The organism is Flavobacterium sp. AED, from assembly GCF_000812945.1.
GTDB lineage: Bacteria > Bacteroidota > Bacteroidia > Flavobacteriales > Flavobacteriaceae > Flavobacterium.
Genome location: NZ_JSYM01000001.1, coordinates 673,088 through 687,986, shown reverse-complemented (window position 1 = coordinate 687,986; position 14,899 = coordinate 673,088). Strand labels below are relative to the sequence as shown.

Annotated in this window: 13 protein-coding genes and 1 pseudogene; 9 read left to right on the top strand and 5 right to left on the bottom strand. The window is 34.1% G+C overall.

The window, feature by feature from the left end:
• Positions 1 to 11: 11 nt before the first annotated feature.
• The 5 genes and pseudogenes from pcaC to pcaH all read right to left on the bottom strand — a co-directional run bounded on the left by pcaC (position 12) and on the right by pcaH (position 3,731).
• Positions 12 to 392 carry a 4-carboxymuconolactone decarboxylase gene (gene pcaC / locus OA85_RS17755; protein WP_369699880.1) on the bottom strand — a complete coding sequence of 127 codons (381 nt, stop codon included), beginning with the start codon at positions 390 to 392 and terminating at the stop codon, positions 12 to 14.
• A gap of 3 nt (positions 393 to 395) precedes the next feature.
• Positions 396 to 1,136, bottom strand: a pseudogene (gene pcaD, locus OA85_RS03130) (3-oxoadipate enol-lactonase); the annotation flags it as partial.
• Positions 1,137 to 1,142: 6 nt separating this feature from the next.
• The gene (gene pcaB / locus OA85_RS03125; RefSeq protein ID WP_039108043.1) at positions 1,143 to 2,453 is read right to left on the bottom strand and encodes a 3-carboxy-cis,cis-muconate cycloisomerase; all 1,311 of its coding nucleotides are present in this window, start codon (positions 2,451 to 2,453) and stop codon (positions 1,143 to 1,145) included.
• Positions 2,454 to 2,475: 22 nt separating this feature from the next.
• Positions 2,476 to 2,994, bottom strand: a complete 519-nt coding sequence (locus tag OA85_RS03120) for a hypothetical protein (RefSeq protein ID WP_197056050.1) — start codon at positions 2,992 to 2,994, stop codon at positions 2,476 to 2,478.
• A gap of 29 nt (positions 2,995 to 3,023) precedes the next feature.
• Complete coding sequence (gene pcaH, locus OA85_RS03115; protein ID WP_039108041.1) at positions 3,024 to 3,731, bottom strand: protocatechuate 3,4-dioxygenase subunit beta; 708 nt, start codon at positions 3,729 to 3,731, stop codon at positions 3,024 to 3,026.
• A 153-nt stretch (positions 3,732 to 3,884) separates the two neighbouring features.
• On the opposite strand from pcaH, the gene OA85_RS03110 reads away from it, so the two are divergent.
• The 9 genes from OA85_RS03110 (at position 3,885) to OA85_RS03065 (ending at position 14,869) form a co-directional block, all read left to right on the top strand.
• Positions 3,885 to 4,778 carry a helix-turn-helix domain-containing protein gene (locus tag OA85_RS03110; protein WP_039108040.1) on the top strand — a complete coding sequence of 298 codons (894 nt, stop codon included), beginning with the start codon at positions 3,885 to 3,887 and terminating at the stop codon, positions 4,776 to 4,778.
• Positions 4,779 to 5,003: 225 nt separating this feature from the next.
• Entirely contained in the window at positions 5,004 to 5,300 is a 297-nt protein-coding gene (locus tag OA85_RS03105; RefSeq protein WP_039108039.1) for an antibiotic biosynthesis monooxygenase, read from the top strand.
• Between the two features lie 7 nt (positions 5,301 to 5,307).
• Positions 5,308 to 6,603 (top strand): histidinol dehydrogenase, encoded by a 1,296-nt coding sequence (hisD, locus tag OA85_RS03100; RefSeq protein ID WP_039108038.1) that lies wholly within the window; start codon positions 5,308 to 5,310, stop codon positions 6,601 to 6,603.
• Position 6,604: 1 nt separating this feature from the next.
• Positions 6,605 to 7,345, top strand: coding sequence for an SDR family NAD(P)-dependent oxidoreductase (locus tag OA85_RS03095; RefSeq protein WP_039108037.1), 741 nt, complete (start codon positions 6,605 to 6,607; stop codon positions 7,343 to 7,345).
• Positions 7,346 to 7,418: 73 nt separating this feature from the next.
• On the top strand, positions 7,419 to 8,174 hold the full coding sequence (locus tag OA85_RS03090; protein ID WP_039108036.1) for a cyclase family protein: 756 nt from the start codon (positions 7,419 to 7,421) through the stop codon (positions 8,172 to 8,174).
• Between the two features lie 36 nt (positions 8,175 to 8,210).
• Complete coding sequence (locus tag OA85_RS03085) at positions 8,211 to 9,119, top strand: AraC family transcriptional regulator (RefSeq protein WP_039108035.1); 909 nt, start codon at positions 8,211 to 8,213, stop codon at positions 9,117 to 9,119.
• Between the two features lie 131 nt (positions 9,120 to 9,250).
• Entirely contained in the window at positions 9,251 to 10,975 is a 1,725-nt protein-coding gene (locus tag OA85_RS17470; RefSeq protein ID WP_052257131.1) for a TIM barrel protein, read from the top strand.
• Positions 10,972 to 11,283, top strand: a complete 312-nt coding sequence (locus OA85_RS03070) for a Dabb family protein (RefSeq protein WP_039108034.1) — start codon at positions 10,972 to 10,974, stop codon at positions 11,281 to 11,283. Before OA85_RS17470 ends, OA85_RS03070 begins: the two co-directional genes overlap by 4 nt.
• Positions 11,284 to 12,016: 733 nt before the next feature.
• Positions 12,017 to 14,869 (top strand): TonB-dependent receptor domain-containing protein, encoded by a 2,853-nt coding sequence (locus OA85_RS03065; RefSeq protein WP_039108033.1) that lies wholly within the window; start codon positions 12,017 to 12,019, stop codon positions 14,867 to 14,869.
• Positions 14,870 to 14,899: the final 30 nt, after the last annotated feature.

The window sequence follows — 14,899 nt, the reverse complement described above, 5'->3', positions numbered from 1 at the left end:
TGTCTTTTGGTCTATTTTTTATTTTCTCTAAATACCTCTTCAGCAGTATGAATCGCTTCATTGGCAGCCGGTAAGCCACAATACAAAGCCGATTGCATAATCACTTCTTTGATTTCATCCTTGGAAACTCCATTATTAAAAGCCGCTTTGATATGCATTTGTAATTCTGCTTTTCGGTTTAAGGCAATTAGCATAGCAATGGTAATAAGGCTTCTATTGTGTTTTGATAATCCTGGCCGAGTCCAGATTTCGCCCCAAGCATAATTGGAGATGAAATTTTGGAACTCCCCATTAAATTCATTTAAGTTTTCATTCGCTTTATTGACATGAGCATCTCCCAAAACAGTGCGCCGTACGTGCATTCCTTTTTCGAAAGTGCTTTCCCCCACAATAAAATCGATGAGTATTTCAGCATATTCTTCTGGAAGTTCCGTGCTTGATAAATGACGTGCAGGAAGTACTTTTAGACTTGCATTTGGAATGTTTTTTACCAATTCTTCGGCTTGTGTTACATTGGTAACTGCATCCTCATCTCCAGTAATAACTAAAGTTTCAGTGGTGATTTTATGCAAATGGTCTCTAAGATCAGCATCTCTTATCGCAGCACAACTATTGGTGTATCCAAGTGCATTATTTTTAAGAAAAACAGCTTTAATTTCAGCAATTCTGCTTGGATTTTTTTCTCTAAAATCATCGGTAAACCAACGTTCCATAGTCCCGTCAACAATAGCTTGCATTCCATCTATGGTGATGGTATTGATTCTCTCGTTCCAAGTTTCCGTTGTTCCAATTTTAGCATCGGTATTGCTTATAATCAGTTTTATAATTCGATTAGGATGATGAATTCCTAGCCATTGTCCAATTAATCCACCCATCGAAAGACCACAGAAATATGCCTTTTCTATCTTCAACTCATTTAATAAGTCAATAACGTCATTTCCCAATATATCAATTGTATATGGACTTTCAGTAACTTCACTTCCACCATGTCCGCGGGTATCGTATTGCAGCACTCGAAAATAAGGCAACAAGAAAGGAACCAATTCCTCCCACATTCCCATATCGGCACCCAAGGAATTAGAAAAAACTAAAACCGGACTATTTGGCGTTCCCGTTATTTTATAATTTGTTTTCATCTCCGTTTATTGGTATTTCTTTACAACTTGGTCGATTAATTCAAGACTTAATCCAATCGATTTTTTTGGGTCGAGTAACGAATCTAAATCGGCTATTTCGATATTCATTTCGAGCACCACTTCTTTTAAATGTTTCTTTTCCTGAATCGCTTTTTTACACGCATTTTCGATCCATTCATGCGCAGCGGACTTGCCTATTTTTTGGGCTAATGCCAAAGCTAAATTTTCGGCATAGATTAAACCTTTGGTCAATTCAAGATTGGCTAGCATTCGGTTTTCATCAACTTCCAATCCTTCGATTAATGCAATACTTTTTTCAGCAGAACCGGCCGTTAATTGCATAATTTCTGTCAAGACTTCCCATTCTGAATGCCATAAACCAGCTGAACGTTCCTGTTCTTGGGGCATTGCCGAAAGTATCGTGGCAACCAAATGTGGCAACCGATTCGTATTCGCCAATATCGCGGCACAAGTAACTGGATTCCGTTTGTGGGGCATCGTACTTGATCCGCCTTTTCCATCAGCTGCACCTTCAAAAACTTCTGCAACTTCCGTTTGCATTAACAATGAAATATCCTTGGCTATTTTTCCTAAACTTCCACTTAAGATTCCCAAAACACTTGCTATTTCAGCCAAATTGTCTCGGTGCGAATGCCAAGTAAAAGAAGGTGCTAAATCTAATAAACGGGCAAATTCTTCTTGAATTTCAGTTGAAATATTTGTATTTCCATTCCCTACTGCTCCACCCAATTGAACTACTAAAACTCGTTTCTGAATTTCTTGCAAACGCTGTTTGCTTCTTGTAACAGCTGCTAACCAACCTGCCGTTTTAAATCCAAAAGTTGTAGGTTTTGCCTGTTGCAAAAGCGTGCGTCCTATCATGATGGTTTCACGATGCTTGATGGTTAATGCAATTAATTGTTCTTCTAAAAGATTGATTTTATAATCCAACCAAACGATATATTCATGTATTTGCAAAACCATTGCGGTGTCCACAATATCTTGGCTTGTTGCTCCCAAATGAATAAATTTTGCCGCTTCAGTATCTTTCTTTTTTACAATTTGTGTCAATTGTTTTACCAAAGGAATCGCAGCATTTCCCCCAAGTGCTATCTCAATTTTAAGTTTATCAATATCTATTTCAGAAGTAACACAATTCGCTTTTATTGTTTCTGAAATAGCTTTAGAAAACAACCCTTTATTTGCTTGGGCTTCCGCCAAAGCCACTTCAACACGTAGCATTTGTGCGATAGCTTCCGAATCCGAAAACATCACATCTACTTCTTTCGAATAAAATAATTGGGTGTATAAGCTCATAAATATGTTTTAAAATTAATTGCTAAATAGCAAAGAAAACAGTCTCCTTTTCGCCTTGCATATAAATATCTAACTCGTAAAATCCTTCTTTTTTCTGGGCAATAATGGTATTTCTTCTCTCCGAAGCAATCGTATTTAAAATAGAATCCTGTTCATTTAATACTTCTTCATCAGAAAAGTAAACCCTTGTATATGAATGAATTAATTGTCCACGCATAAATATAATAAGAGTGACGTAAGGAGCTTGACCATCAACCGATTTTGGCTTTATCGTTTCAAAAATAAAATGATTTTCAGCATCCGTTCCTGTACCAAATCTACCAAAAAATTGATTTGCTCCGTCATTTTGCCAAAGTTCTATCATCGCATCAGGAACAGGATTATTTTCACCATCGAAAATTTTCCCTTTTATTGTTATCAAATCCGAGGTTTTATCAGAGATGCGATTTCCTACTAAACTTTTGAAATCATAGGAATATTGCTCTGGTGCAAGTCCATAAGCGAAATAAGGACCAACGGTTTGTGAAGGTGTTTGTAACATTTTACTATTCATTATTTCTATGGAATTTCTTATCTATTTTCAAATGGTGTTGCCTGATTTCCCCTTAAAACGATATCAAAACGATACCCAAGCGCAAAATTAGGTTCGGTACTATCTAAATCGAATTTTGAAATCAATAGTTCTCTACCTTTCGCTTTTACAGCTTGATAAATAGGATCATATTGCAATAATGGATCACCAGGAAAATACATTTGTGTGATTAATCGGCTGGAGATTTCGTTGCCAAATAACGAAAAATGAATGTGATTGGGACGCCAAGCATTAAGGTGATTTCCCCATGGATAAGCACCGGGCTTGATGGTGTAAAATTTATAATTCCCTTCGGAGTCGGTCATGCAACGCCCAGTTCCTAAGAAATTAGGATCTAAGGGCGCATCATGTTGGTCCACTTTATGCACATACCGACCCGCAGCATTGGCTTGCCAAATTTCAATCAGCGTATGCGGTATTGGTTGTCCTTTTTCATTCATTACTTTTCCATGAACTACAATACGTTCGCCTATTGGTTCTCCGTTTTTGATTGCATTTTTAGTCAAATCATGATCTAAAATTCCCAAATTAAAATCCTCAAAAAGTGGCCCCGTTTTTTCTGCCAACGATTTCTTCAAAACAATCAAAGGTTTACTCGGCGCACGCAAAATTGTCGATGTATATTCTGGATACAAAAACGATGGCTGCACTTCTATATCAAAAGAGCTTTCTATAAAATCACTCATATAATAGTATTACTAGTTATAAAAATCTATGAAACAAATGTATTCGAAGTGAGGATTACAATTTTGGACTATCTTTATATATTCTTGCACAAAAGAAACATTTTATATTTTTGTTTCAAAAAAAATTGATACTATTGTAATCGCAAAACGACCATGAAAAAAAATCTTCTCAATTACAAAGGACTCTATGGTGACAATAATCAACGTGATTTTGGTGACTTTGTGCACCATGAATTATTGGCAACCCGAAGCAAATTGTATAATTGGGAAATTAACGTTCACTTACACACGGATTTATTCCAAATTTTTATTATTTCTTCTGGTGAAGGCGTCTTAATTCAAGACAACAAAAGAATAAATTTGAAAGCTCCTTGCATTCTTTTAATCCCCACAAATACCTTTCATGGCTTTGAATTTCAGTCAGATGTAATTGGAGAAGTGTTTACCATTTCAGAACAATTCATTGAAACTATTTTTAAAAACACGCCACTTATTTTATTGGAATTAAACAAAGTAAAACAGTACAGTTTCAGTTTGGACAACCAAGATTTAAATGATTTTATTTACCTTAAAAATAAAATAACTAAAACGATTTTTGAAAGTAGTATCTATAAACAAATCAGTCTTCAATCACTATTTCAATTATTCTTTATAGGACTACATCATTTAAACAACACCTTTGAAGACCAAAAAGAACTATCTAATAATAGAACATTAGGTTATTTTCATGCTTTTCAAAAACTGATTAAAAAAACATTACCCGAATCGAAACTCATAAAAGAGTATGCGAATGAATTGCGAATTACTCCCGTTCATTTAAACCGAATTTGCCAGACTTTGGTACAAAAAACAGCCTTACAGGTCGTGCATGAATATTGTATTACCGAAGCAAAAAAATACCTATTGTACTCCTCCTATTCCATCTCTGAAATCTCCTATTTACTGAATTTTAAAGATCCTGCCTATTTTTCCCGATTGTTTAAAAAACAAACCGGTCTTTCTCCTAATATTTTTAGAAGCAATAATAGCCAAAAAGATAGTAATTAGTCTATTTCTTACCGTTATTCTTTAAAATTGAATACTCAATCGTTTTAAAATTAAGTTAAAACGATAAAAATGATTGATTTTGATTATTTCTAGCGTTTAAATGATTCTCTTCCTGTATTAATTTTTAAGAATTTTGTAAAAAATACTTTGATTAATTATTGATTGTATAAAAAATCAAGTTTTTAAATTAACTAATACATTTATTTTAACTCCATTATTATAGATATGATTTTAGAAATAGCAACTTTTGACATAAAAGAGCAATCACAAACCGCTTTTACAACTGCCTTTGAGGAAGCCAAATTAGTGGTCTCAAAATCCAAAGGCTTTCTTGGATTAGAATTCCAACATTGCATCGAAATCCCAACCAAATTTGTGATATTAATACAATGGGAAACACTCGAAGACCATACCATTGGTTTCCGGGAATCTCCTTTATTTACCCAATGGAGAGCTGTTTTATCACCCCATTTTCAAAATCCACCTATTGCAGAACATTTTCAAACCATCAATAAAATATAATTCACCCATGAAACGAATAATTAAAGAAGGAATCGCATTATTTGAAGCAGAATCTAATGACAAAAAAGTTAGAGAAATTGTTGAAAACGTATTAGAAGAAGTAAAAAATGGTGGCGACACCGCTGTTCGATCTTTATCTGAAAAATTTGACAAATGGTCGCCAGCAAGTTTTCTGCTTTCAAAAGAAACAATCGAAGAAATTATAAGCCGTGTTCCAGAACAAGTTTTAGAAGACATCAGATTTGCACAAACACAGGTTAGGAATTTTGCGCAACATCAAAAAAATTCTATGCATGATATTGAAGTAGAAACACTTCCGGGCGTTTTTCTTGGTCATAGAAATGTACCCGTAAACAGCGTAGGTTGTTACATTCCTGGTGGTCGTTACCCAATGGTTGCCTCAGCCCACATGAGTGTACTTACCGCAAAAGTAGCCGGAGTAAAACGCGTTATTGCTTGTACACCACCTATTAATGGACAGATTCCTGCTGCAACTGTTGCCGCAATGTATATGGCTGGCGCCGATGAAATCTATTTATTGGGAGGTATTCAAGCCATTGCTGCTATGGGAATTGGAACCGAAACAATCGAATCTGTAGATATGATTGTTGGTCCCGGAAACTCTTATGTCGCCGAAGCCAAAAGACAATTATTCGGAAAAATAGGGATTGATTTGTTGGCTGGTCCAACAGAAACTTTAGTAATTGCTGATGAAACTTCCGATGCTGAAATTTGTGCTGTTGATTTATTGGGACAAGCAGAACATGGACCAACATCTCCATCCATTTTATTGACCAATTCAGAGAAATTAGCCTACGAAACTTTGGCAGAAGTAGAAAGACAACTAAAAACGTTACCGACAGCAGATGTAGCCAGTATTTCTTGGAGAGATTATGGACAAATTATCCTAGTTGACACTGTTGATGAAATGGTAGCCGAAGCCGATAGAATTGCCAGTGAACACGTTCAGGTAATGACCGCAGACCCAAGATACTTCTTGAAACACATGACTAATTTTGGTGCTTTGTTTTTAGGGAAATATACTAATGTTGCTTACGGTGATAAAGTAATTGGAACCAATCACACGTTACCTACAAAACACGGAGCAAAATACACCGGCGGATTATGGGTTGGAAAATTCATGAAAACTTGTTCGTATCAGGAAATTAGAACACCGGAAGCCAGTGCCATGATTGGTGAATATTGTTCTCGTTTGTGTGCAATAGAAAATTTCTGGGGACACAAAGAACAAGCGGATATTCGAGTGAGAAGATATAAAAATGCTGAAATAGAAATAAAATAATATGCGTAAAACGGTTCTAGTTACAGGTGGTTCTGGCGAAATAGGTTCGTCGATTTGTCGAAAATTTGCCGAAAACGATTTTGATGTCATCATTAGTTACAACTCTAATTCACAAAGAGCCGAGGCATTCATTGCAACTTTACCAGAAGGAAATCATGCTTTTTTTCATGCTCCAACAACAGATTCGCAAAAAGTAAAAGCCTTTAAAGTATTCGTTGAAGAGAAGTACGCCAAACTAGATGTTCTGGTGAATAATGCAGGTGTTACTACTCCGGTTCCACACGATGATCTTGAAGGATTAACAGACGAATGGATTGATAGAATCATGCAAACTAATTTTAGAGGTTCTTTTGCTATGGCAAGAGCTTTTAAAGATTTGTTGCAAAAATCAACAGAAGCCACTGGACTAATCGTAAATATTTCTTCCATTGCAGGAATTTTTGGCACAGGAAGTAATGTTGCTTATTGTGCCTCAAAAGCTGCTTTGGATTCAATGACGCGTTCTTTAGCAAGAGCATTGGCACCAAAAATAAGAGTAGTCTCCGTATCGCCAGGATTCGTTGAAGGAGAATATACTGCTACGATGGACCCCGTTTTTTTGAAAACTCAAAAAGAGCATACGCCTTTAGGAAGATTTGCTTTAGGTGAAGATGTGGCCAATGCTGTATTTTCAGTTGCAACTCAACTAACGTTCTCAACAGGTAATATTATAACTGTTGATGGTGGAAGACTTTTAAAATAAAAAAAAACAATCTAAAGTCGAAAAATTATTCGAAGGAATACAATTTAAAAATTAAATTTTAAAAAAATACAACATGAAAATAATAGATCTTTCCGTTACAATTTCTGAAGAAATAAAAGAACCGTTACCAACTACAATCATTTATGAAGACCACAAAGAAGGAGCTCAAAAAATGGGTGGAAAACTATTCCATGGATTAACAGATGTATTCATCGAAGGAAACGGCCCTGCAGGAGAACTCCTAACGGTAACTAGTCATTGTGGTACTCACGTGGATGCGCCTTATCATTATTATCCAACTTGCGAAGGGAAACCTTCCCGCACGATTGACGAAATGCCTTTAGATTGGTTTTTCCACGATGGAGTTGTTCTTGATTTTACTGATAAACCAGACGGTTACATGTTTGAACCAGAAGATTTAATCGAAAAATTAGCCGCTATAAACTATACATTAAAACCTTTTGATATTGTTTTAATTCGTTGTGATGCTGACAAACGCATTCACGATGCTGATTTTGTACGCATTCATGTGGGCGCTTCCGCAAAAGCGACACACTGGTTAATTGACCAAGGAATAAAAGTAATGGGAACTGACGGTTGGGGTTGGGATATTCCATTGCATATTCAAGCAGAAGATTTTAGAAACAATCCACGTCCGGGAATTATCTGGCAAGCCCACTATGTTGGAATTGAAAAAGAATATTGCCAAATAGAAAAATTAGCCAATTTAGAAGCCTTACCTTCATTTGGTTTTAAAGTAGCTTGCTTTCCTGCAAAAATAAAAGGAGCTAGTGCTGGTTGGACAAGAGCAGTTGCGATAATTGAATAATATTTTTTTGTAACTTTATTAAAATATAAAAAAATCATGACTACTAAAGAGTACATCCCAACGCTGATACCTTCTGAAATGAATAATTTTCATTCTCATACTACAACTTGGAGGCCTTTTATGTCTAGTCAGACTCATCAAGAATACCACATCAATAGATTGGAAGATATCTCGAATAAATCCAGTTTTCAGGTTTTACCACATCGTAAAACAGTACATGATTTTATATTTCTAAAAAAAGGAATTTCAAAAAGAAGTAAAGGACTAAACAAATATGAGTTTGGTCCTTCTTCTATCTTTTTTTTACCTGCCCATCAAATTACCCAGCACGAAATGATTAGCGATGATGCAGAAGGATTTTATCTTCATTTCGATGAAAAAATATTCGATTATTTACCTAAAAATTACCTTAGCGAACAATTTCCTTTTTTTCAATTTCAGTCGAATCCCGTGATTCAGATGTCTGAAAGCACATTAAACAACATAGAGTTTATTTTGAATAGATTGCTTGAATTGTATAAAGAAGAAAACACAGCCAATAAAAACCTTGTTTCTTATAATTTATTGGTGATTTTTGAAGCCCTAAAAAAAGAAATCCCACTTCAGATCAAGAAAACCAAAAACTCCTTTTTTGAAATCACGGAACGTTATAAAAATGCATTAGGACAGCACATCTATAAATATCAAAATATTTCAGATTACGCTAAAATACTGAACATTACACCAAATTATCTGAACAAATGTGTCAAAACATGTACCGATAAAACTGCACAAGATTTACTGAAAGAAATGCTGGTTTTAGAAGCAAAAACCCTCCTGAAATATTCCGATTTGCACATCTCCGAAATCGCTATAAAACTCTGCGATCAAAATCCGAGCAACTTTGCTCGTTTTTTCAAAAAACAAACTGGCCAAACACCAATGGAATATCTACAAATGTGTTGATTTTGAATAGTAGTAGCCTTTTTTTGATTAACTAAGTTGGTTTTTAATCCTCAATTTTGACTAATAAAATTTTACTACCCAATTTATTTCCCAACTAAAACAACCAATTTAATCAAAGAAAATACAAATTTATGAAAACAGTAAAAGCAATTGCCTTCACGGTAATTTTATGCCTTTCTATGACAATAAATAGTCAATCACAAACAAAAAACAAACCTATCAATCTTTTAGATAAAAATTTGAGTTATTGGTATAAATGGCTGGGCGTTCCACATACAAGTGTCAAGGGTTTACCGGAAGGCACTATAAAAGGAAATGGAATGGATGGAACACCTCTAGGCATGAATGACCCCAAAGAAGTCTTCAAAGTTGTGACTATTAATAACGAAAAAGTTTTAAAGGTTTCTGGCGAAATTTATGGCGGACTGACCACCAAATCAGAATATACTAATTATCATTTGCAATTAAAGTATAAATGGGGCTCAAAAAAATGGGCACCTCGTCTAGATTTACCAAAAGATTGTGGCATCATGTTTCACCTTATCGGCACAAATGAAGACGGTCTTTGGAATGTATTCATGATGGGACTTGAATTACAGATTGCCGAAAAAACAACTGGCGATTTATTTTTAGTAGCCAATAAAGATTTTTCTCTGCGACCATTTGCTGATGTAAGAGTTAGTGATAAAAAATGGGATACCAATGCAGCTTTCCAACTTATGGGAGGGTACTCACCTACTCTTAATAACGCAGTGAGCCGCTCTCAAGATTTTGAAAGTGATACTACCAAATGGACAACCGTAGATTTATATACCATCGGCAGTTCGGCAATATATTTAGTGAACGGTCATGTTGTGATGGCTTTACAAAATGCAGGTGTTCAGAATGTTGACAAATCAACAACTCCATTGACCAAAGGAAAAATCCTATTACAATCAGAAGGTGCAGAAGTATTTTATAAAGACATTACTATTCAAGAAATTACTGACTTCCCTAATGATATCAAAAAAATTGCTGCATTAGACCCAACTCCTGGTTGGAAATTTGGAGTTTCTTTATGGGCATTTCACACCCCTTCAGCTGAAGAAAAAGAGAAAAGTAAAGAACGATTTCTAACCTCTTCTGTTAGCAAACAACTAGATGAAGCTGCTAATACAGGATTAAAATATATTGAAGGTTTTACTTTTAGCAAAGCAGGAAAAGAATTTAACGATTCTTTGGTAATGAACCTATCTCCTTCTGGCATCAAAAAAATAGATGCAATGATTAAAAACAAAGGGTTAAAAATGGAATCTATTTATGCTACTGGTGGAAAAACAGTAAAAGAATGGATTAGAGATTTTGAAATTGCAAAAGGATTAAACGCTAAATACATTGCCGCCGAACCAGCTCCTGAAATGTTAAAAACTGTTGATAGTTTAGCTGGGATTTATGGAATTAAATTAGCTATTCACAACCATTGGAAAGGTGTTAGCTCTTTTTGGAATCCTGATACTTTGTTAGTCGCTTTAAAAAAATACCCTAATTTAGGAGCTTGTCCAGACTTAGGTCACTATCCTAAAAGCGGTATAAACCCTGTAGAGGCATTAAAAAAACTAGAAGGTCATATTATTGCTCTTCATTTAAAAGATATTACAGCCTACAATGACCCTGAATTAAAAGATGTTCCTTTAGGAGCTGGCATAATTGATTATCCTGCTGTTTTTAAGGAATTAAAACGCCAACATTTTAACGGCAACATCATTCTTGAAAGCGATATTGAAGATGATGAAAACTCAAGTGTTAATAAAGCCATCAATCAATCTATTGATTATTATAACAAATTAATGAATAGCAATTCAATTAAAAAAAAATGATAGATCATTCCGTAATTTTTAAATTCAAATCAGCTATTTCTGAAATAGAAAAAGAAGATTTTTTTAAAGCTGCTTTTGAATTATCTCAAATTCCAGGTGTACAAAAATTTAAAGCATTAAAACAAACAAGTTCTAAAAATAAGTTTGAGTTTGGTTTATCAATGGAATTTGATAATTATAAAACTTACGAAAGTTATAATAATCATCCAAACCACAAATTATTTATTCAAAATTATTGGTTAAAAATGGTGGAGGATTTTTTAGAAATAGATTATGAGTCAATTATTGACATTTCTAAATTAAAATAACTACCGTAAAAAACTTGTCTAAAAATGAGAATTCATCAGAGGTAATTTTTTTTAATCTTATAAATAATCTTACGTTTTATCAAGTGAAATAACTCTTTTATCTATAAAGTAGATCGTATTATAAAAAAAATAGTTTTATTAAAAAAAGGGGGAATCCAATTAATTAGGATTCGCCCTTTTTTTACTTAACAAAAAAAGACTTTACTTTAATGTAGCTTATAATGATTTCTCCATCACATCAACTACATAAGAAATTAAATTCAGGAGTGAATTTATTTTGAATAGTTTACATAACCTACATAAAATTAAAAAACACATTTAATAATTCGTGTAATTAGTAACCTCTTCTCTTTTTTCAACAGAACCAAAGCCAGAATCCAAAATCAAAAACAACACAAATAACAAAACAACACAACTAACTTATTAACAATTATATAGATAAATAAAAAACATGTAAAAATGTACATATATCCAAAAATGCACGAATTAATAAAATCTGTTTTTATAGTATTTTCTAATTCCCATCAAAAACAAATTCGAAACTCTGGATGGGATTAAAAAAACGACTCCTTTTTCTATTTTTTCAACCAAATGTGTTGATTTTGAATAGTAGTAGCCTTTTTTTGATTAACAGATCTGTTTTTTGTATCCCATCTTTGTAATGTAAAATATTATCATATATATATTTTATGTAACTAAAAAAAACTAATATAATTAAAAAAAGGTGAAAATTATGAAAACAACGCAAATTATAAGGAGAATCTTCCTTATTATAGTAATCACTACTTGTAGCGCTAATTTGTTTGCCCAAGAAGGAAAAATCCAAGGGACTGTTACGGATTCCAAGGGTTTAGGTTTAGCAAGTTCCTCAATCATTATAGAAGGAAATAATAAAAATACGGTAACGGATGCTAATGGAGATTTTGTTATCGAAAATATAGCGAATGGAACCTATAAAATCGTTATTTCATACATAGGATTTATAACCCAAAAAATTACTATAAAAATCCCACAAACAAGCAAATTAAGCATTGCATTACAAGATGATCAAGCCGCTTTGGATGAAGTTGTGGTGACAGGAGTATTTGACAAACGCACCAGAATGCAATCTTCTGTTGCAATTTCTACAATGAGTACCAAACAAATTGAAAGAACAGCAGCAACAAGTGCGGGCGATTTATTGAAAAATATACCAGGTGTTTACGTAAACCAAGCAAGAGGTGAAGTACAGAATACCGTGTATTCCAGAGGTATTTCAGCTGGTTCAATTGATAATGCCAATGGGTATTATTATGTATCAATGCAAGAAGATGGTTTGCCCGTTACCAACCTTAATCTAGGAGTAGATTATTACCTAAGACCTGATGCCGGAACTGCAAAAATAGAAGCTGTAAAAGGTGGAACAGCATCAATTTTAGGAGCAAATGCACCAGGAGGAATCTTTAATTATGTATCAAAGGAAGGTGGAAAAACTTTTGCCGGAGAAATAAGATCGAAATTTGGATTGGAAGGTAATTTTAAAAATCCTTATTACAGAACTGACCTTAATTTAGGTGGAGCATTAAGTAAATCAGGCTCTTTAACTTATAATTTAAGTGGTTTTTACAGAGAATCTGATGGAGCAAGAGCGCTAGGTTATCCTATGAATAATGGAGGACAATTTAGAGCTAATATCGTTAATAAATATAAAAATGGTACTATTAAAGTATATGCTAAACTATTGGACGACAAAAATGCCGTAGCCGAATTCACTCCTACAATAGGTTGGAATGACCCGAAAATCCCTGCTGGTTTTTCATCTACAGACTCGTATTATCTTCCAAAATTAACCATGGAGATTCCTATTAATGATAACTCAAGCAGAACATTCAAATCTACTGATAAAATCCATACCCAACAAAAATCTGTTGGTATGAACTGGAGCCATAATCTTGGAAATGGATTTACGTTAAAAAATGATGCGCGTTTGCAAAAAAATCAAATAGTGAACAATACCCCTGCTGTTGTTACCCCTTTTGCTACTGATAGTTTTCTGTTTTATGCTATTCCACATCTTTTGGGAAAATTCGGAACATACACATTTACAGATCGTGTAAATGGACAAGTTTTAGGGACTGTTACGCAAGCGCCTAATATCATCAACGGAAATTTTGCAGGATTCAATTTTATCCCGGGACCAAACAACAATTTTCCTGGTTCCAATGTTCAGAAAAACTCATTATTCTTTTTACCACTTTTTTATTCTGAAACTAAAAGTAATGAGTTTATGGATAATTTCAGCATTAGTAAAAAAGTAAAAAATATGAATTTCATTTTAGGAGGTTTTTACGGAAATTCAAAAGTAGACCGAATTGGAGGAGCTCAAGATTTTGGTATTGCATTGGGTACTATGCAAGACCAACCGCATTTAGTAGACATAACTTTAAATGGTTTTGATGGAAAAACCTATGAAGTAACCGATCCTAATGGAGTACAAATTCCTGGAAGTGGCGGAGCTGATATCTCTTCATTAAGACAAAAACAAGCTTCAGTATTTTTTGGTCATGATTGGAAAATATCAGACAAATTAAATTTTGACTGGGGTATCCGATATGAATCGTTGAACGTTGCCGGTTTTAATTCAAAAGCCGCAATCAATGCAGAATCAGCTGGTCTTGATAGTAATCCTTTGACCATCTACGATAATTTTGGAGGAAAAGAAGGTACGCATTTAAAAATTGATAACACTGTAAATACAGTTTCCTTCTCCGGTGGATTAAACTATAAATTAAGTGATAATCAAGCGGTTTATGTACGTTACACCAATGGTAAAAAATCTCCGGATATCAATTTTTATTTAAACCAAAGCTCACAATTTCTTATTGACAATACCAAAGCGTATGCGCAACAAGTAGAACAAATTGAGGCGGGATATAAAATAAGCACTCCAAAGGTAAAAGTATTCGTTACACCGTTTTACAGTATATTGAGTAATGTAGCTACTTCGCAAACATTTACTAATACTAATGGTACCAATTACAATCCGCTTAACCAATTCAATACTTTTAAAACTTTCGGTGTAGAATTAGAAAGTAATTTTGCTATAACAGATCAGTTTGGAATAAGAGCAGGTGCAACTGTACAAAATTCAAAAGCAACAAAATACACTACATGGATTGCCAACGCTGACGGACCAAGTGATGATGTCTTACAAGATTTATCAGGAAATGAAACGGATAACAACGCTCGTTTAATATTCAACATTAGTCCAAACTACAATATAAACAAATTCTACAGTTCCTTAAATGTAAGTTACATGGGAGCAAGACAAGCCAATGTACAAAATGCATTCAAAATGCCTGCATTCACCACATTAGACTTAACTTTTGGTTATGATTTTAGCAAAAAATTTGGACTTCAAGCCAATGTCAATAATCTTTTGAATACCTATGGTGTAATGGGTTGGTCTGGACCAGGTGGATTCCCGGCAGCTTTAGATCGTCAAGGATTTTCAAAAGCATACATCGATGCTAATCCTAATGCAGTTTATTCAACTCAAGGAAGTATGCCTAGAGCTTTTTTCTTGACCGCTTCTTATAAATTTTAATTAATCTAAATCCCCCGAAAGGGGGATTAT

Bases quoted from the DNA above. Each gene is read 5' to 3' on its own strand.
- pcaB (WP_039108043.1), bottom strand. From the start codon at position 2,453: ATGAGCTTATACACCCAATTATTTTATTCGAAAGAAGTAGATGTGATG.
- OA85_RS03120 (WP_197056050.1), bottom strand. From the start codon at position 2,994: ATGTTACAAACACCTTCACAAACCGTTGGTCCTTATTTCGCTTATGGA.
- pcaH (WP_039108041.1), bottom strand. From the start codon at position 3,731: ATGAGTGATTTTATAGAAAGCTCTTTTGATATAGAAGTGCAGCCATCG.
- OA85_RS03110 (WP_039108040.1), top strand. From the start codon at position 3,885: ATGAAAAAAAATCTTCTCAATTACAAAGGACTCTATGGTGACAATAAT.
- OA85_RS03105 (WP_039108039.1), top strand. From the start codon at position 5,004: ATGATTTTAGAAATAGCAACTTTTGACATAAAAGAGCAATCACAAACC.
- hisD (WP_039108038.1), top strand. From the start codon at position 5,308: ATGAAACGAATAATTAAAGAAGGAATCGCATTATTTGAAGCAGAATCT.
- OA85_RS03095 (WP_039108037.1), top strand. From the start codon at position 6,605: ATGCGTAAAACGGTTCTAGTTACAGGTGGTTCTGGCGAAATAGGTTCG.
- OA85_RS03090 (WP_039108036.1), top strand. From the start codon at position 7,419: ATGAAAATAATAGATCTTTCCGTTACAATTTCTGAAGAAATAAAAGAA.
- OA85_RS03085 (WP_039108035.1), top strand. From the start codon at position 8,211: ATGACTACTAAAGAGTACATCCCAACGCTGATACCTTCTGAAATGAAT.
- OA85_RS17470 (WP_052257131.1), top strand. From the start codon at position 9,251: ATGAAAACAGTAAAAGCAATTGCCTTCACGGTAATTTTATGCCTTTCT.
- OA85_RS03070 (WP_039108034.1), top strand. From the start codon at position 10,972: ATGATAGATCATTCCGTAATTTTTAAATTCAAATCAGCTATTTCTGAA.
- OA85_RS03065 (WP_039108033.1), top strand. From the start codon at position 12,017: ATGAAAACAACGCAAATTATAAGGAGAATCTTCCTTATTATAGTAATC.